Raw genomic sequence first — 17345 nt, 5'->3', positions numbered from 1 at the left:
CGGGCCGGACCGGCGCCGGGCCGGGCCGTCAGGGCAGCGGCAGCGGCGGCGGCGGCAGCAGCGCGAGCTGCTCGGCCGGCACCGGCCGCCCGAACAGCCAGCCCTGCGCCCGGTCGCAGCCCATCTGCGTGAGGCGCTCGGCCTGCAGCTCCGTCTCCACGCCCTCGGCGGTGACGACCATCCCGTGGGCGTGGGCCAGGGCGATGACGGCCTCCACGACGGCGTCGGCCCGCTCGCTGGTGCCCAGGGGCGTGACGAACGAGCGGTCGATCTTCAGGAAGTTCAGCGGGAAGCGCTCCAGGTAGGCCAGGGACGAGTAGCCGGTGCCGAAGTCGTCGAGCCCGACGCGCGCCCCGCAGCTCTGCAGCTCGTGGAGGCTGGCGCGGGTGGGGACGGTGAGGTCGATGAGCGTGCGCTCGGTGACCTCCGCGAGGAGGCTGCTGCCGGCGGCGCCGCTGCGCTGCACGCTGTGCGCGAGGCGGTGCGCGAAGGCGGGGTGCTCCAGGGTGCGACCGGAGACGTTGACCGAGACCTGCACGTCGCTGCCGGTGCTGCGCCAGCGCTCCAGCTGCTCCAGGGCGGCGGTGAGCACCCAGGAGTCCACGTCCACGATGAGGCCGGTGTCCTCGGCGGTGTCGACGAACGTGGCGGGCATCAGGAGGCCCTCGGTGGGGTCCTGCAGGCGCACCAGGCACTCGGCGGCGACGAGGCGGCGGTCGCGCAGGTCCACGATGGGCTGCCACACGAGCCGCAGCCCGTCCTCCCGCAGGGCGCGGCGCAGCATGCGCTCGGAGTCGAGCCGGGCCTGGGCGTCCTCGCGCATGGCGCTGTCGTAGAGGGCGCAGCGGTCGCGGCCGTCGTCCTTGGCCCGGTAGAGGGCCATGTCGGCGGAGCGCAGGAGGTCCTCGGTGCTGCCGCCCGTGGCGACGGCCACCCCGGCGCTGGCGGTGCAGACGAGCGGCTCGGCGGTGCCGGGCAGCTGGTAGGGCGCGCGCAGGCTGCGGACGAGGTTGCGGGCGAGGGCGTAGGCGGCCTCGGGCCGGTCGACGCCGGGGATGCAGACGACGAACTCGTCGCCGCCGAGGCGGGCGAGGGTGGCGCCCGGTGGGGCGGCGTGCCGCAGGCGGTCGGCGACCTGGCGCAGGAGTGCGTCGCCGACCTGGTGGCCGAGGGTGTCGTTGACGAGCTTGAAGCGGTCGAGGTCCAGCATGACGAGGACGACGGCACGGTCGGGGGCGGCGGTGCGCAGGGCGGCGGCGAGGCGGGTGTCGAGGAGGGTGCGGTTGGGCAGGCCGGTGAGGCTGTCGCTGTGGGCCAGCCGGACGAGCTCGCCGGTGCGGCCGCCGTCGGCGGTGAGGTCGAGGGCCAGGCCGCGCGGCGCGGTGCAGGCGGCCGCCGGGCCGGTCGCCGGGTTCTCGCCCGCGCTCCAGCCGAGGAGGGTGTGCTCCTGCCCGTCGGGGGTGTGCAGGCGCAGCGGGTAGGTGGCGGGCCCGCCGGCGGCGGCCCCGGCGGTGAAGCGCCCGCGGTCGTCGGCGTGGACCCACCCGCACCAGGTGTCGAGGTCGACGGAGGTGGTGCCGGCGCCCAGGCCGAGCATGTCGCGCAGGCGCTCGTCGAGGTGGACGCGCCCGGTGGCGGGCTCGACGTGCCAGGTGCCGAGGCCGCTGAGGGAGCGGGCACCGTCGAGGAGGGCGGAGGTGGCGGCCCGCTCGCGCTCGGCGGCGCGCCGGGCGGTGGCCTCGGTGGTGCGGGTCAGGGCGAGGGCCGCGGCGGCGCAGAGGGCGGCGACGACGGGCCGGGCGGCGCGGGAGGCGTCGAGCAGGACGAGGAGGGCGCCGTCGGGGTCGGCCGGGTCGAGGGGTGTGGTGCGGGCGGGGCGCAGGGCGGCGAGGTCGGCGGCGCTGAGAGCAGTGCCGGCGGGGGGCAGGGCCCTGCCCGCGGCGGCGAGGACGGGGCGCCGCCCCGCGGTCGGCGGGGCCAGGACCAGGAGGTCCGCCAGGCCGGTGGCGGTGAGCGCGGCGGCGAGCGCGGCGGCGACGGCGGGGGCGTCGGGGCAGGCGAGGAGCGCGGCCTGGGTGCGCTGGAGCAGCGCCCAGGGGTCGGGGGCGGGGGGCGGGACGGCCGCGGGCCACGGAGCCGGTGCGCCGGCCGCGGCGAGGGCCGCGTGCAGCTCGCCGGTGCCGTTCTCCTGCACGCCGACGGGGTCGTCCACGCGCCACCTCCCCCAGGTCTCACTCAACGTGAGGGATGTTAACCGCAGAGTGATTTCTGGCGAGCCGGAGCCCCCGTTCGGCCCAACGACACCACCGTGCACGTGCCGTGCCGGCGCCGCGGCATCTGGGAGGATCCGTCCGCGTACAGGCGCGCACCGCTCCGCGACGGCCTGGCGCCGGGGGCGGTGGGCCTGCCCGATCCCCGCTCCCCCGGAGGCGCCCCGTGGCCCAGACCACGCCCGAGACCACGACCAGACCCGGCGGGGGTTCCGCCCTCGACCGCTTCTTCCGCATCAGCGACCGGGGCTCGACCGTCGGCCGCGAGGTGCGCGGCGGGCTCGTCACCTTCTTCGCGATGGCCTACATCGTCGTGCTCAACCCGCTCATCCTCGGCGGCACGAAGGACGGCAGCGGCGCCTACCTCGGCGGCGGCACCGCACCGGACCTCGCGCTCATCGCCTCCGCCACCGCCCTCGTCGCGGGCGTCCTCACCATCCTCATGGGGGTGGTGGCCAACTACCCCCTGGCCCTGGCCACCGGCCTCGGCCTCAACGCGGTGGTCGCCTTCGGCATCGCCGCCCTGCCCGGGATGACGTGGGCCGACGCGATGGGCCTGGTGGTGCTGGAGGGCCTCATCATCCTGGTGCTCGTCCTGACCGGGTTCCGCAAGGCGGTTTTCCACGCGATCCCGCCGCAGCTCAAGGTCGCGATCAGCGTCGGCATCGGCCTGTTCATCACCATCATCGGCCTGGTCGACGCCGGCATCGTGCGCACCCCGGCGGGCGCGGCGGTCCCGCTGGAGCTGGGCGTCGGCGGTTCGCTGCGGGGCTGGCCGACCGTGGTGTTCGTCCTGGGCCTCGCGCTGATGATCGCCCTCATGGTGCGCCGGGTGCGCGGCGCCCTGCTCATCGGCATCGTCGCCGCCACGCTGCTCGCGGTCGCCCTGGAGGCGCTGCTGCGCATCGGCCCGAAGATCGGCGCGGACGGCGCGGTGAACCCCACCGGCTGGGGCCTGAACGTCCCCACCCTCCCCGGGGAGGTGGCGGCGCTGCCCCGCCTCGGGCTGCTCGGGGAGTTCGACCTGCTCGGCTCGTTCCAGGCGATCGGCGTCGTGAGCGTCGTGCTGCTCGTCTTCACCCTGCTGCTGGCGGACTTCTTCGACACGATGGGCACGATGGTCGCCATCGGGGCCGAGGCCGGCCTGCTCGACGAGGAGGGCAACCCGCCGAACACCCAGCGGATCCTCGTGGTGGACTCCGTGGCCGCGGTCGCCGGCGGCGCCGCCGGGATCTCCAGCAACACCTCCTACATCGAGTCCGCCGCCGGTGTCGGCGAGGGCGCCCGCACGGGCCTGGCGTCCGTGGTCACCGGGGTGCTGTTCCTCGTCGCGATGTTCCTCTCGCCCCTGGTGACGGTGGTGCCCTACGAGGCGGCCACCCCCGCCCTGCTCATCGTCGGCTTCCTGATGATGCAGCAGGTCGCGGAGATCGACTGGAAGGACGTGGAGATCGCGCTGCCGGCGTTCCTGACGATCGTCATCATGCCGTTCTCGTACTCGATCACCGCGGGCATCGGCGCGGGGTTCGTCTCCTACGTGCTCATCAAGGTGGTGCGCGGCAAGGCGTCCGCGGTGCACCCGCTGCTGTGGGGGGTGGCCGTCCTGTTCGTGGCGTACTTCGCGGTGAACCCGATCCGCGAGGCGCTGGCCTGAGCGGACGCGGCCCGGCGCGGGGGNCCCCCCCCCCCCCCCCCCCCCGCGTCCGGGGGACCGGCCGGTCGCCGGCTCCCGGGAAGCGACCGGTCGCCGGCCCCGGGGAACCGACTGGTCGTTAGCGAGGCTAACTTTTACCCTGGGCACGTGAACCCCTCCCCCACCAGCGCACCCGACCGCCCGCCGGAGGAGAGCCCCACCGCCGAGCCCGCCGCCCTGGCCGCCGAGCTGCGCGTGGCGCTCATGCGCAGCACCCGCCGCCTGCGCGCCACCCGCGGCGACGAGGACCTCTCCGACGCCCAGTTCTCCGTCCTGGCCCTGCTCGACCGCGGCGGCCCCCTCACCCCGGGCGAGCTCGCCGACGCCGAGCACGTGCAGCCCCCGTCGATGACCCGCACCCTCGACTGCCTCGCCCGGCGCGGCCTGCTGGAGCGCACCGCCCACCCGGCCGACCGGCGCCAGCTCCTCGTGCGGCTCACCCCCGAGGGCACCGGCACCGTCGAGGAGACGCGCAGGCGCCGCGACGCCTGGCTCGCCGGGCGCCTGTCCCTGCTGACCCCCGCCGAGCGCGCCGTGCTGGCCGAGGCCGCCGCCCTCCTGCGGCGGGTGGTCGCCCCGTGACCGCGATGTTCCGCTCGCTGGGACACCGGCCGTACCGGCTGTGGGCGAGCGGGGCGATCGTCTCCAACGTCGGCACCTGGATGCAGCGCGTCGCGCAGGACTGGCTCGTCCTCACCGAGCTCACCGACGAGTCCGGCACCGCCGTCGGGATCACCACCGGCCTGCAGTTCGGGCCCATCCTGCTGCTCGCGCCGCTGGCGGGGAACATCGCCGACCGCTTCTCCCGGCGCAAGGTGCTGCTGTGCACCCAGACCGCCATGGCCCTGCTGGGGCTCGGCCTCGGCGCGCTCGTCCTCTCGGGCGCCGCGCAGCTCTGGCACGTCTACGGGTTCGCGCTGCTGCTGGGCATCGTCACCGCCGTCGACGGCCCCGCGCGGCAGACGTTCGTCGCCGACCTCGTCCCCCGCGAGGACCTGCCCAACGCCGTCGGCCTCAACAGCGCCTCCTTCAACGCCGCCCGCCTCATCGGCCCCGGGCTCGCGGGGCTGCTCATCGCCCTGTGGGGCACCGGGCCGGTGTTCCTCCTCAACGCCCTGACGTTCGCCGCGCCCGTGGCGGTGCTGCTGCGGATCCGCCCCGCCGGGGAGGCCGCGGCCCGCGCCCGCGCCGCCGGGGAGCCACCCGCCCCCGGCAGCGGCGGCACCCGCGAGGCCCTGCGCTACCTGCGCACCCGGCCCGACCTGCTGGCCGTCCTCACGATCATCGGGGTGGTCGGCACCCTCGGGCTCAACTACCAGCTCACGACCGCCCTGATGGCCCGCATCGAGTTCGGGGAGGGCCCGGAGAAGTACGGGCTGCTCGGGTCGATCATGGCGATCGGGTCCCTCGCCGGGGCGCTGCTCGCCGCCCGCCGCGACCGGCCGCGCCTGCGCCTCGTCGTCGGCGCCGCCGTGGCGTTCGGCCTCTCCGCCACGGCGGCCGCGCTCATGCCGACGTACACCCTGTTCGCCATCGCCCTCGTGCCGGTCGGGCTGACGGCCCTGACGCTCATGACGGCGGCGAACGCGACGATCCAGCTCGGCACGGACCCGGCGCTGCGGGGGCGGGTCATGGGCATCTACATGGCGCTCTTCCAGGGCGGGACCGTCGTCGGCGGGCCGCTCGTGGGCTGGGTCGGCGAGGCGGTGGGGCCGCGCTGGTCGATCCTCGTCGGCTCGCTGTCCGCGCTCGCCGTCGCGGTCGTCGCCTCCGCGATCGCCCTGCGCCGGGGCGGGGTGCGGGTGCGCTACCGCCTGCGCAGCTCCCCCCACCTCGTGGTGGTGCCCGTCGCCGGCCGCGACGAGCGGGACAGCGCCGCGGCCTGAGGGCGCACCCCCTCCCCCGCCGCGCCCGCGCCTCCCCCGCCGCGCCCGCGCCTCCCCCGCCCCTGCCCATCTCCGGGTTCGGGCGTCCGGCAAGCGGTTGCTCATCACCCGGACCCGGAGATGGGCGGGAGGACGGGGTCGCGCGGCGGGTGAGGCGGGGTTGCGCGGCGGGAGGACGGGGTCGCGCGGCGGGGGGAGGGGCGCCGCACGGGCGGGAGGGGGTGCCGCGCCGCGGTGGGACGATGGGCCCGTGCCGCACCCCCTGACCACCGCCCTGGAGGAACTGCGGCCCCTGCTGCTCGACGCCGGCGCCCTCGTGCGGGCGGTCGCCTCGGGCCGCCGCCGCGGGCAGGAGCCGCCGGAGCACGAGCGGGTGGAGGTGCGCCCGGTGGCGCTGCGCTCCGGGGTGCACCTGCAGGCGGTGGCGCGCTCGGGCCCGCGGGTCTCCACCCGCAACGCGGCTCTGGGTGCGGAGGCGCAGGCCCTGGTGGAGGAGCTGCTGGCGCTGCCGTTCGGCAACTGGCACGTGGAGACGGCCGCGGAGGTCGTGCAGCTGCGGGTCACCAAGCGCGGGGAGGCGCAGGTGCACCGGGCGGCCACGTCGAGGCGGGACGTCGCCGCCGGGCCCGTGGCGCACGACCGGGTCAAGCAGCGCCTCGTCGACCCGGCGGACCCGCTGTTCACGGTGCTGGGGGCGGGGGCGGACAAGCGCCGCCAGGTGGACGCCTTCGTGCGGCTGCTGGCCCCGCTGTCCGGCCGGCTCGTGGCGGACGCGGCGGGCCGGGAGGTGCGGATGACGGACCTGGGCTGCGGCAACGCCTACCTGACGTTCGCGGCGCACCGCTGGCTCGGGGAGCGCGCCGCGGAGGCCGGCACGGGGCTGCGCACGGTGGGGGTGGACGTGCGCGAGGACGTGGTCGCGCGCAGCCGCCGCCTGGCGCAGGAGGCGGGCCTGGAGGGGCTGGACTTCGCGACGGGCACGATCGCGGGCGCCGTCCCGTTCGGGGACGAGGCGCCGGACGTGGTGCTGGCGCTGCACGCGTGCGACACGGCGACGGACGAGGCGCTGGCCCGTGCGGTGCGCTGGGGGGCGCCGGTGGTGCTGGCCGCGCCGTGCTGCCACCACGACGTGCAGGAGCAGCTCAAGGCCGCGGGCTCGGCCCCCGCCCCGGCGCTGGTGCGGCACCCGATCCTGCGCGAGCGGTTCGCGGACGTGCTGACGGACTCGCTGCGGGCGCTGCTGCTGCGCCTGCTGGGCTACCGCACGGACGTCGTGGAGTTCGTGGACTCCCGGCACACCCCGCGCAACGCGCTGCTGCGGGCGGTGCGCACGGGGGCACCGGCGAGCGCGGAGCTGGTGGCGGAGTACCGGGAGCTGACCGGCGCGTGGCAGGTGGAGCCGGCCCTGGCGCGGATGCTGGAGCCCGAGCTGCGCGGCGTCCTGGGCCGCTGAGACGAGGATCCCCCGGTCACCCGCGTCGGGCGTCCGGGGGACCTCCGGGAGGCGTCGGCAGAGGGCTCAGGCCGCCGAGTAGGTGAGGCACTTCGAGCCGTCGGACTCCGAGGCGACCTCGATGGAGTCGGCGTGGCAGGTGAGCTCGGAGTTGTGCACGCAGTCGGCGAGCTGGCAGGCGCCGACGTGGCCGCCGGGCTTGCCGTGGCGGGCCTTGGTGGGCATCCCGAGGAAGGTGCCGCAGTGGTTCTGCCCGTGGTCGCCGACCGTGATGGCGGGCGCGTGGCAGGAGACGTCCTCGTTGAAGGCGCAGCCGGTGGCGGAACAGGTGTGGACGGGTGCGAGGTCGAGGTGGACGGTCGCCATGGTCCTGGCTCCTCTCGGTCTGAAGATCGGCAGGAAGGGTGGTCCCGCATTTCGCGGAACGACCTGCTGAAACCACTGTAGCCACGTCCCGGATATCCCCGCCAGGCAGGAAGCCCTTACTGCTGCAAGCATTTGCGGTGGATCAGGAAAGGCAAACCTCATTTCCCGGGAAAAGGAAGGCTAGCCTTTCCGAAGCAGTGCGGCGACGTGGTCCACGCACCGGGTCAGGGCCGTCACGTCGTCCGGCTCCACGGCGGGGAACATCCCCACGCGCAGCTGGTTGCGGCCCAGGCTGCGGTACGGGTCGACGTCCACGACCCCGTGCCGGCGCAGCACGGCGGAGACCGTGGGGGCGTGCACGGAGGTGTCGAGGTCGACGGTGCCGACGACCTGGCTGCGGGCGGCGGGGTCCGCGACGAACGGCGTCGCCCAGTCGCGCTCGGCGGCCCACGCGTAGAGCCGGCCCGAGGACTCCGCGGTGCGGCGCACCGCCCAGCCCAGACCGCCCTGCGCGAGGAGCCACTCCACCTGCTCGGCCAGCAGCACCAGGGTCGCCACCGCCGGGGTGTTGTACGTCTGGTCCTTGCGGGAGTTCGCCAGCGCGGTGAGCAGGTTCAGCGACTCCGGGATCCACCGGCCCGAGGCGGCGACCTCCTCCGCCCGCGCCACGGCCGCCGGGGACAGCAGCGCCAGCCACAGGCCCCCGTCGGCGCCGAAGGACTTCTGCGGCGCGAAGTAGTAGGCGTCCACCTCCGCCACGTCCACGGGCAGCCCCCCGGCACCGGAGGTGGCGTCGACGAGCAGCAGCGGCCCGCCGTCGGCGGCGGAGGGCACCCCCGCCGGGCGCCGCACGGGGGCCATCACCCCCGTGGACGTCTCGTTGTGGGGCCACGCCACGACGTCGGCGTCCTCGGCGACCTCCCCCAGCTCCGGCAGGGTCCCCGGCTCCCCGCGCACCACGACCGGCTCGTCGAGGAACGGGGCGGCGGCCGTGGCGGCGGCGAACTTCGCGGAGAACTCCCCCAGGACCAGGTGCTGCGCGCGGCGGCGCACCAGCCCGCACACCGCGACGTCCCAGAAGGCGGTGCTGCCGCCGTTGCCGAGGGCCACCTCGTAGCCCGCGGGCAGGGAGAACAGCTCCGCCAGCCCCTCCCGCACGCGCCGGACGACGTCCCTGACGGGCTGCTGGCGGTGGGAGGTGCCCATCAGGGTGCGCGCCCCGCGGGCGACGGCCTCGACCTGCTCGGGGCGGACCTTGCTGGGGCCGGAGCCGAAGCGGCCGTCGGCGGGCAGCAGGTCCGCGGGGATGGTGATGTCGGCGGCGGTGGGGGCGGTCACCGGCCCATCGTCCCAGGCCGGCGGGGACGGCGGGCCCGGCGTGGCGGCGGCTCAGCGGGGTGCGGGCCGCTGCAGCCGGTGCCCCGCGGCGGCCAGCGCCAGCAGCAGCACCGCCCCCTGCGCGGGGACGGTCAGGTCCAGGCCGGTCACCTCCTGCAGCCGGCGCAGGCGGTTGAGGACGGTGTTGCGGTGGCAGTAGGCGCCCGCGGCGGCCCCCGCCACGGTCCCGGTCGCCGCGTAGGCGTCGGCGACCTCCAGGACCCGCAGCCGCTCGGGCGCGGGCAGGGCGTGCAGCCCGGCGAGGACCTCCCGCACGAGCTGGCCGCGCACGTCCCCCAGCCGGGCCGCCGCCACGTCCAGGGCGGTACCCGGCAGGGTGTGCGGGCCGCGGGCGGTGCGCGGCAGGGTGGCGGCGACCTCGGCGGCGACGTGCGCGGCGGGCGGCACCTGTGCGAGGCCGCGGGCGAGGGGCACGAGCGCGCAGGGCACGTCCCGCAGCAGCAGCGGCACCGGCGGCGGGACCCGCGCGGCCGACCCCGCCGCCCGCAGCAGCACCACGCTGCCGCCGCGCCACTCGTGGACGTGGACGGAGGGTCCGCCGCGGCGCGCGCGCAGCGCCGCGGCGAGGGCCGCCTGCGCGGCGGCGGGCACGAACGCCACGACGACGTCGGCATCGCGGTCCACGCCGAGCACGGCGGCGGCCTGCCCGACGAGGACCTCGTCGCCGCCGTCGGAGTCCAGGAGCTGCTCCACGGTGCGGCGCCGGTCGCGCTCGCGCTCGTGCGCCAGGGCAGCGGCGGCCTCGGCGTAACCGGCCTGCACGTCGGTGGAGTGCTCCTCCACCGCCTCCCACAGCACCAGGGGCAGGTCGTGCCAGGCCGCGTCCCCCGTGCCCTGCGCACCGTCCCCGCCGTCCCCGCCGTCCCTGCCGTCCCTGCCCGGGTGCCGGTGCCCGGCCAGGGCGGACCAGACGATCCGGAAGTGCAGGCGGGTGCCGCGGGAGACGGCGGCCAGCGGCACCTCGAGGGCGGCACGGCGCCGGCCGATGTCGCGGGACAGCTCGGTGAGGCGGATGGGCACCGGCATGCCGAGCATCCGGCGCAGGATGCGCTCGTAGCTCCCGACGGCGTCGGCGAGGAGGGTGTCGCGGTCGATCACGCCGGTGCTGTACGGGGCGGTGGTGGACAGTTCCGCGACGAAGCCGGCGGCGAGCGCGTCCACGTCGCCGAGCAGCTCCACGAGCACCGCACGGGCCGGTCCGGTGTCGCCCACGTTTCGCCTCCCTCCCGTGTTTCGCGCGGGTTTCCCCCGTTGTGCCGATGCCCACCGGGGGAGGCCGAAACGGTACAGCGGGCGCCTTGCCGCACGGTGCCCGGCCGGGCGAGGCTCGGGTCCCCGCCGGGCCGGGTCCGCGGGGACCACCGACGCACCCCTGGGAGGGGAACACATGACGAGCGTGCGCGCGGCACTGGTGCAGGCCGCCTGGACGGGCGACAAGGAGAGCATGGTCAAGGCCCACGAGGAGTACGCCCGGCAGGCCGCCGGGATGGGCGCGCAGGTCGTGTGCTTCCAGGAGCTGTTCTACGGGCCGTACTTCTGCCAGGTGCAGGACGCCCGGTTCTACGCCTACGCCGAGTCCGTCCCCGGCCCGACGGTCGAGCGGTTCCAGGCGGTCGCCGCCGAGACGGGCATGGTCGTGGTGCTGCCGGTCTACGAGGAGGAGCGCCCCGGGGTGCTCTACAACACCGCCGCGGTGATCGACGCCGACGGCCGGTACCTCGGCAAGTACCGCAAGACGATGATCCCGCACGTGCAGGGGTTCTGGGAGAAGTTCTACTTCCGCCCGGGGAACCTCGGCTACCCGGTGTTCGACACCGCCGTCGGGAAGGTCGGCGTCTACATCTGCTACGACCGGCACTTCCCCGAGGGCTGGCGGGCGCTGGGCCTGAACGGCGCGGAGATCGTGTTCAACCCCTCCGCGACCAGCGCGGGGCTGTCGGAGTACCTGTGGAACCTGGAGCAGCGCGCCGCGGCGGTGGCCAACGAGTACTACGTGGGCACCATCAACCGCGTCGGGGTGGAGGAACTCGGCGACGACGACTTCTACGGGCAGTCGTACTTCTGCGACCCGGAGGGCAGGACGGTCGGGGAACCCGCCTCCCGCGGCTCGGACGAGGTCGTGGTGCGCGAGCTGGACATGGACCTGCTGCGGGAGGTGCGCCACCGCTGGCAGTTCTACCGCGACCGCCGCCCGGAGGCCTACGGCGACCTGGTGGTGCCGTGATCCTCGCGCCGCGGCGCACCCTCGTGTCCGGCGGCACCGTGGTCTCCGCCACCGGGGCCGCGCCGGCGGACGTCCTGGTGGAGGGGGAGAAGGTCGCCGCGCTGCTCACCCCCGGCCTGGCCGCGGGTTTCACGGTCGACGCCACGGTCGACGCCACCGGCATGTACGTCGTGCCCGGCGGGGTGGACGTCCACACCCACATGCAGCTCCCCTTCGGGGGCACCGAGTCCGCCGACACGTTCGAGACGGGGACCCGCGCGGCGGTGTGGGGCGGCACCACGACGATCGTCGACTTCGCGGTGCAGCGCGCCGGGGAGGTCGTGCAGGAGTCGCTGGCCGCCTGGCACGAGAAGGCCGCGGGCAACTGCGCCGTCGACTACGGCTTCCACATGATCCTCGGCGGGGTGGACGACGACGCCCTGAAGGCGATGGACCACCTCGCCGAGCACGAGGGCATCTCCAGCTTCAAGCTGTTCATGGCCTACCCCGGGGTGTTCCTCTCCGACGACGGGCAGATCCTGCGCGCGATGCAGCAGGCCACGGCCAGCGGCTCCACGATCATGATGCACGCGGAGAACGGCTCGGCGATCGACGTGCTCGTCGCGCAGGCCCTGGCGCGCGGGGACGTCGACCCCGTGCACCACGGCCTCACCCGCCCGGCGGCGCTGGAGGGCGAGGCGGTGAACCGGGCCGTCGCGCTGGCCGAGGTCGCCGGCGACACCCCCCTGTACATCGTGCACGTCTCCGCCTCCCAGGCGGTGCGGCGGATCGCGGAGGCACGCAGCGAGGGGCGCAACGTGTTCGCCGAGACGTGCCCGCAGTACCTGTACCTCACCCTGGAGGACCACCTGGCCGCCCCGGGCTTCGAGGGCGCCAAGTACGTGTTCTCCACACCGCTGCGCAGCAAGCACGAGAACCACCGGGCCGACCTGTGGAAGGCCCTGCGCACCGACGACCTGGCCGTGGTGTCCACCGACCACTGCCCGTTCTGCTTCGAGGACCAGAAGGAGCTGGGCCGGGGGAACTTCGCGCGGATCCCCAACGGCACGGGCGGTGTGGAGCACCGCCTGGACCTGGTCCACCAGGGTGTCGTGGACGGCCGGCTCAGCCTCCAGCGCTGGGTGGAGACGTGCTCCACCACACCCGCGCGGATGTTCGGGATGTACCCGCAGAAGGGGGTGATCGCCCCCGGCTCGGACGCCGACATCGTCGTGTACGACCCGCACGCGACCACCCGGGTCAGCGCCGCGACGCACCACAGCGCGGTCGACCACTCCGCGTTCGAGGGGTTCGTGCTGACCGGCGGGGTCCGGACGGTGCTCTCGCGCGGCACGGTCGTCCTCGACCGCGGCGTGTACTCCGGCCGCCCCGGGCACGGGCGCTACCTGCGCCGCGGCCCGTCCCAGTACCTGCGCTGAGCGCCGACCGAGAGGAGCTGCCGTGCAGTTCGGTGCCGTCTTCCAGACCGTGCCCCCGGCCGCGAGGGTGGTGGAGCTCGCCCGCCAGGCGGAGCTGCACGGTTTCAGCCACGTCTGGACGTTCGACTCCCACGTGCTGTGGGAGGAGCCGTACGTGGTGCACTCCGCGATCCTCGGCGCGACCCGCAAGGTCGTGGTGGGGCCGATGGTGACGAACCCCGCGACGCGGGAGTGGTCGGTGACCGCGTCCACGTTCGCCACTCTCAACGAGATGTACGGCCCCCGCACCGTCTGCGGGATCGGGCGGGGCGACTCCGCCGTGCGCACCCTGGCCGGGGAGCCGACGACGCTGGCGACCCTGCGCGAGAGCGTCCACGTCATCCGCGAGCTCGCCAACGGCCGCGAGGTGGAGCACCGCGGGCAGCGGCTGCGCCTGCCGTGGGCGCCGGTCACGCACGAGGGGAACCGCACCGAGGTCTGGGTCGCCGCGTACGGCCCGAAGGCGCTGCAGCTCACCGGTGAGGTCGCCGACGGGTTCATCCTGCAGCTGGCGGACCCCGACATCGCGGCGTGGACCATCAAGGCGGTGCGGGAGGCCGCCGAGCGGGCCGGGCGCGACCCGGCGTCCGTGCGGATCTGCGTCGCCGCACCCGCCTACACCGGCGACGAGGCGGACCTGCCCCACATGCGGGAGCAGTGCCGCTGGTTCGGCGGGATGGTCGGCAACCACGTCGCGGACCTCGTCGGCCGGTACGGCAGCGACGGGGCGGTGCCCGCGGCGCTCACCGACTACATCGCCGGCCGCACCGGCTACGACTACAACGAGCACGGGCGGGCGGGCAACTCGCACGCGGCGTTCGTGCCCGACGCGGTCGTGGACCGGTTCTGCCTGCTGGGCCCGCCGCGCAGGCACGTGGAGCGGCTGCGGGACCTGCAGTCCCTGGGCGTGGACCAGTTCGCGCTGTACCTGCAGCACGACGCGAAGGAGGCCACGCTGCGCGCCTACGGCGACGTGGTGATCCCGGCGCTGGCCGCACCCGCGCGGGCGCTGTCGTGAGGGCCGCGCGCAGCACCGGCGCGGCGCTGGCCGGCGTGGTGGTGCTGGTCCTGGCGTGGGAGGCGTACCGGGCGCTGGGCCCGGCCGGCGGGCTCCTCGTGGGCGGGGAACGGCTGCTGCCGCGCGCGGACCCGCGCTCCATGCCCGGCGTGGCGGACGTGCTGGCCGCCGCCGCGGCCCCGGAGGTGGCGCTGCCCGGCTCGCGCAGCGTCACCACCGCCGTCCTGGCGGCCTGCGCCGGGACGCTGCGCACCGCGCTGGGCGGCTGGCTGCTCGGCGCGGCGCTCGGGGTGGCGCTGGCGGTCGGGATGCACCGCGCCCGGTTCGTGGAGCGGGCGGTCCTGCCGTACGTGGTGCTGAGCCAGACCGTGCCGGTCGTGGCGGTGGCGCCCCTGGTGGCCGGGTGGGGCGGGCGGTTGCCGCTGCCCGGTGGCGGTGCCTGGCAGCCGTGGATGTCGGTGGTGGTGCTCTCGGCGTTCCTGGCGTTCTGCCCGGTCGCGGTGGGGGTGCTGCGCGGGCTGCACTCCCCCGCGCCGGCCGCGGTGGAGCTGTTCCGCGCCTGCGCGGCGGGCCGGGCGCGGACGCTGCTGGGGCTGCAGCTGCCCGCGAGCGTGCCGTTCCTGCTGCCGGCGCTGCGCCTGGCCGCCGCGCAGGCCGTCGTCGGCGCGGTGGTGGCGGAGATCGCCACCGGGACCCGCGGCGGCATCGGGCGCCTGCTGCTGACCTACGCGCAGCAGTCGACGTCGCAGCCGGGGCGGCTGTACGTGGCGATCGCGGGTGCGGCGCTGCTCGGCCTGGCCGCGGCGGGGTTGGTGGCCCTGCTCGCCGTGCCGCTGCGCCGCAACGGGTTCCTACCCGCGGGGGCCCGCCCGTGAGCGCCGCCGTCCGCGTGCGCGGGCTGGAGCAGCGCTTCGGGGCCGTGCAGGCCCTCGCCGGGATCGACCTGGACGTGCCCGCGGGAGGTTTCACGTCCCTCATCGGGCCCTCCGGCTGCGGCAAGTCGACCCTGCTGCGCTGCATCGCGGACCTGGTGACCCCGACCGCCGGGGAGGTCCTCGTCGGGGGGCGCGGCGCCCGTCAGGCGCGGCTGGCGCACACCTACGGCATCGCGTTCCAGGCGGCGGGGCTGCTGGAGTGGCGCTCGGTGCAGCGCAACGTGGAGCTGCCCCTGGAGCTGCACGGGGTGCCGGCCCGGGAGCGGCGCGAGCGCGCCCGGCACCTGCTGGCGCTGGTGGGCCTGGCGGACATGGCGCGGATGCGGCCCTCGCAGCTGTCCGGGGGGATGCAGCAGCGGGTCGCGATCGCCCGGGCGTTGGCGGAGGAACCGCCGCTGCTGCTCATGGACGAGCCGTTCGGGGCGCTGGACGAGATGACCCGCGAGCGGCTGCAGGCGGAACTGCTCGCCCTGTGCGCCCGCACCGCCACCACCGTCGTGTTCGTCACGCACTCCATCGCCGAGGCGGTGTTCCTGTCCACACAGGTGGTGGTGATGTCGGCGCGGCCGGGACGGGTCGTGCGGGTGGTGGACGTGGACCTGCCGGGGCGCGGGGAGGCGGTGCGCAGCGACCCGGCGTTCTTCGCCGCGGTCACGCAGGTCCGCGAGGCGCTGCGCGGGCCGGGCCTGGCGGCGGTGGAGCGGTGAGCGCCCGCACGGTGCTGCCGCCGCTGCTGTTCGGCGCCGTGGTGCTGCTGGCCTGGCAGGCGGTGGTGGTGCTGGGGCGGGTCGCCTCGTTCGTGCTGCCCGCCCCCCTGGCCGTGGCGGGCGCGCTGGGCGGCTCGGCGGCGCAGGTGGTGTCCGCCGCGGGCGCCGCCGGCACCACCGCGCTGGTGGGCCTGCTGGCCGGGGCGCTGGCGGGGGTGGCGGCGGCCGTGCTGGCGGTGCGGGCACGGCTGCTGGACGAGGTGCTGTCCCCGCTGGCGGCGGCGGCGAACACCATGCCGATCATCGCGCTGGCCCCGGTGTTCAACGCGATGTTCGGCTCCACCAGCCCGGTGCCGCGCCGCCTCGTGGTGGCCGTGGCGGTGTTCTTCCCCGTCTTCGTCAACACCGCGCGCGGGCTGCGGCAGGTGTCCGCGACCCACCTGGAGCTGATGCGCTCCTACGCGGTGGGCGGCTGGGCCCTCACCCGGCACGTGCGGCTGCCCTCGGCGCTGCCGCACGTCTTCACCGGGCTGCGGCTGGCCTCCTCGGTCGCGGTGGTCGCCGCGGTCGTCGCCGAGTACTTCGGCGGCCTGCAGGACGGCCTGGGCTCGGCCATCACCTCCGCCGCCAGCAGCACCGCCTACCCGCGGGCGTGGGCGTACGTGGTGGGGGCCGTCGTGCTCGGCCTGCTGTTCTACCTGACCGCGCTGCTGCTGGAGCGGCTGCTGTCCCCCTCCCCCGCCCCGTCCGGGCGGGACCCCCTCGTGAAGGAGAACCCGTGAGCAGAGCAGTGTCCCGCCGCCTCCTGCTGTCCGCCGCCGCCGGCACCGGCCTGCTCGCCGCCTGCGGCACCGCCGGGGGACCCGCACCCGGCGCGACCGCGGCAGGCGGTGGCCTCACCCCTGTCCGGCTGCAGCTGCAGTGGGTCACCCAGGGGCAGTTCGCCGGGTACTTCGCGGCCCTCGCGCAGGGTTTCTACCGCGACGAGGGCCTCGACGTGCAGATCCTGGAGGGCGGCACGGACATCGTCCCGCAGACCGTCCTGGCGCAGGGGCAGGCGGACTACGCGATCGCGTGGGTGCCCAAGGCGCTGGCGTCGCGGGAGCAGGGCGCGGGCATCACGAACGTCGCCCAGGTGTTCCGGCGCTCCGGCACCCTGCAGGTGTCCGCCAGGGAGGCGGGCATCACCGCACCGGCGGACCTGCGCGGCAGGAAGGTGGGGAACTGGGGTTACGGCAACGAGTTCGAGCTGTTCGCGGCGATGACCCGGGCGGGGCTGGACCCGGCGCGCGACGTGACCCTCGTGCAGCAGCAGTTCGACATGCTCGGCCTGCTGCAGGGCGACCTCGACGCGGCGCAGGCCATGACGTACAACGAGTACGCCCAGCTGCTGGAGGCGGTGGACCCCGCGACCGGCGAGCTGTACACCGCCGACGACTTCACGGTCCTGGACTGGAACACCCTGGGCACCGCCATGCTCCAGGACGCGATCTGGGCGAACACCGAGCGCCTCGGCGACGCCGCGTACCAGGACACCACCGTGCGCTTCGTCAAGGCCAGCCTGCGCGGCTGGGCGTACGCCCGCGACGAGCCCGAGGCCGCGCGCGACGTGGTGGTGGCGGGCGGCTCCACCCTCGGCGCCAGCCACCAGCTGTGGCAGGTCAACGAGGTCAACAAGCTCATCTGGCCGGCGCCCGCGGGGGCGGGGGTGCTCGACGAGGCGGCGTGGCGGCAGACCGTGGAGGTGGCCCGGGGAACCCGCAACGCCGACGGGCAGAGCGTCATCACGGCCGAGCCGGACGGCTCCGCGTTCACCACCGAGTACGTGGAGAAGGCGCTGGACGCGCTGCGGGCGGACGGGGTGGACGTGACGGGCGAGAGGTTCTCCCCGCTGACCGTGACCCTCGCGGAGGGCGGGGTGTGAGCGCGGCACGCGCC

At 75.8% G+C, this 17345-nt stretch carries 15 protein-coding genes; 11 read left to right on the top strand and 4 right to left on the bottom strand.

Features of this window, described 5'->3' with window-relative positions; all coding sequences use genetic code 11:
- Positions 1-28: 28 nt before the first annotated feature.
- Entirely contained in the window at positions 29-2212 is a 2184-nt protein-coding gene (locus ACYQBY_RS03870; protein WP_459642513.1) for a putative bifunctional diguanylate cyclase/phosphodiesterase, read from the bottom strand.
- A 224-nt stretch (positions 2213-2436) separates the two neighbouring features.
- On the opposite strand from ACYQBY_RS03870, the gene ACYQBY_RS03865 reads away from it, so the two are divergent.
- The 4 genes from ACYQBY_RS03865 (at position 2437) to ACYQBY_RS03850 (ending at position 7302) form a co-directional block, all read left to right on the top strand.
- A complete protein-coding gene (locus tag ACYQBY_RS03865; RefSeq protein ID WP_459642512.1) occupies positions 2437-3924 on the top strand; it encodes an NCS2 family permease in 1488 nt (495 codons plus the stop codon).
- A 147-nt stretch (positions 3925-4071) separates the two neighbouring features.
- Entirely contained in the window at positions 4072-4545 is a 474-nt protein-coding gene (locus ACYQBY_RS03860) for a MarR family transcriptional regulator (RefSeq protein WP_459642511.1), read from the top strand.
- Entirely contained in the window at positions 4542-5849 is a 1308-nt protein-coding gene (locus tag ACYQBY_RS03855) for an MFS transporter (protein WP_459642510.1), read from the top strand. Before ACYQBY_RS03860 ends, ACYQBY_RS03855 begins: the two co-directional genes overlap by 4 nt.
- A gap of 250 nt (positions 5850-6099) precedes the next feature.
- Positions 6100-7302, top strand: coding sequence for a class I SAM-dependent methyltransferase (locus ACYQBY_RS03850; protein WP_459642509.1), 1203 nt, complete (start codon positions 6100-6102; stop codon positions 7300-7302).
- A gap of 66 nt (positions 7303-7368) precedes the next feature.
- Here ACYQBY_RS03850 and ACYQBY_RS03845 read toward each other — a convergent pair whose 3' ends face one another.
- The 3 genes from ACYQBY_RS03845 to ACYQBY_RS03835 form a co-directional block, all read right to left on the bottom strand.
- Positions 7369-7668 carry a DUF1540 domain-containing protein gene (locus ACYQBY_RS03845; protein ID WP_459642508.1) on the bottom strand — a complete coding sequence of 100 codons (300 nt, stop codon included), beginning with the start codon at positions 7666-7668 and terminating at the stop codon, positions 7369-7371.
- 180 nt (positions 7669-7848) lie between these two features.
- Positions 7849-9006 carry a phosphoserine transaminase gene (gene serC, locus ACYQBY_RS03840; protein ID WP_459642507.1) on the bottom strand — a complete coding sequence of 386 codons (1158 nt, stop codon included), beginning with the start codon at positions 9004-9006 and terminating at the stop codon, positions 7849-7851.
- A gap of 51 nt (positions 9007-9057) precedes the next feature.
- A complete protein-coding gene (locus tag ACYQBY_RS03835) occupies positions 9058-10278 on the bottom strand; it encodes a helix-turn-helix domain-containing protein (protein WP_459642506.1) in 1221 nt (406 codons plus the stop codon).
- A 175-nt stretch (positions 10279-10453) separates the two neighbouring features.
- On the opposite strand from ACYQBY_RS03835, the gene ACYQBY_RS03830 reads away from it, so the two are divergent.
- From ACYQBY_RS03830 to ACYQBY_RS03800, 7 genes are read left to right on the top strand one after another with little or no spacing between them, the layout of a single operon-like run.
- Positions 10454-11290 (top strand): nitrilase-related carbon-nitrogen hydrolase, encoded by an 837-nt coding sequence (locus ACYQBY_RS03830; protein ID WP_459642505.1) that lies wholly within the window; start codon positions 10454-10456, stop codon positions 11288-11290.
- A complete protein-coding gene (hydA, locus tag ACYQBY_RS03825; protein ID WP_459642504.1) occupies positions 11287-12708 on the top strand; it encodes a dihydropyrimidinase in 1422 nt (473 codons plus the stop codon). Before ACYQBY_RS03830 ends, hydA begins: the two co-directional genes overlap by 4 nt.
- A gap of 22 nt (positions 12709-12730) precedes the next feature.
- Positions 12731-13765 carry a TIGR03842 family LLM class F420-dependent oxidoreductase gene (locus ACYQBY_RS03820; protein WP_459642503.1) on the top strand — a complete coding sequence of 345 codons (1035 nt, stop codon included), beginning with the start codon at positions 12731-12733 and terminating at the stop codon, positions 13763-13765.
- Positions 13762-14640, top strand: a complete 879-nt coding sequence (locus ACYQBY_RS03815; protein ID WP_459642502.1) for an ABC transporter permease subunit — start codon at positions 13762-13764, stop codon at positions 14638-14640. The genes ACYQBY_RS03820 and ACYQBY_RS03815 overlap by 4 nt, the downstream gene beginning before the upstream one ends.
- Positions 14637-15407: an ABC transporter ATP-binding protein gene (locus ACYQBY_RS03810; RefSeq protein ID WP_459642501.1), complete on the top strand. Its 771-nt coding sequence runs from the start codon at positions 14637-14639 to the stop codon at positions 15405-15407. The genes ACYQBY_RS03815 and ACYQBY_RS03810 overlap by 4 nt, the downstream gene beginning before the upstream one ends.
- Positions 15404-16189 carry an ABC transporter permease gene (locus ACYQBY_RS03805; RefSeq protein ID WP_459642500.1) on the top strand — a complete coding sequence of 262 codons (786 nt, stop codon included), beginning with the start codon at positions 15404-15406 and terminating at the stop codon, positions 16187-16189. Before ACYQBY_RS03810 ends, ACYQBY_RS03805 begins: the two co-directional genes overlap by 4 nt.
- Positions 16186-17331, top strand: a complete 1146-nt coding sequence (locus tag ACYQBY_RS03800) for an ABC transporter substrate-binding protein (RefSeq protein ID WP_459642499.1) — start codon at positions 16186-16188, stop codon at positions 17329-17331. Before ACYQBY_RS03805 ends, ACYQBY_RS03800 begins: the two co-directional genes overlap by 4 nt.
- The last annotated feature ends 14 nt before the right edge of the window (positions 17332-17345 follow it).

The sequence above is a fragment of the Kineococcus anabasis genome, assembly GCF_054590795.1.
Note: the sequence above shows the minus strand (reverse complement) of the source record. Positions and strands in the feature narration are given on the sequence as shown.

Bases quoted from the DNA above. Each gene is read 5' to 3' on its own strand.
- ACYQBY_RS03845 (WP_459642508.1), bottom strand. From the start codon at position 7,668: ATGGCGACCGTCCACCTCGACCTCGCACCCGTCCACACCTGTTCCGCC.
- ACYQBY_RS03830 (WP_459642505.1), top strand. From the start codon at position 10,454: ATGACGAGCGTGCGCGCGGCACTGGTGCAGGCCGCCTGGACGGGCGAC.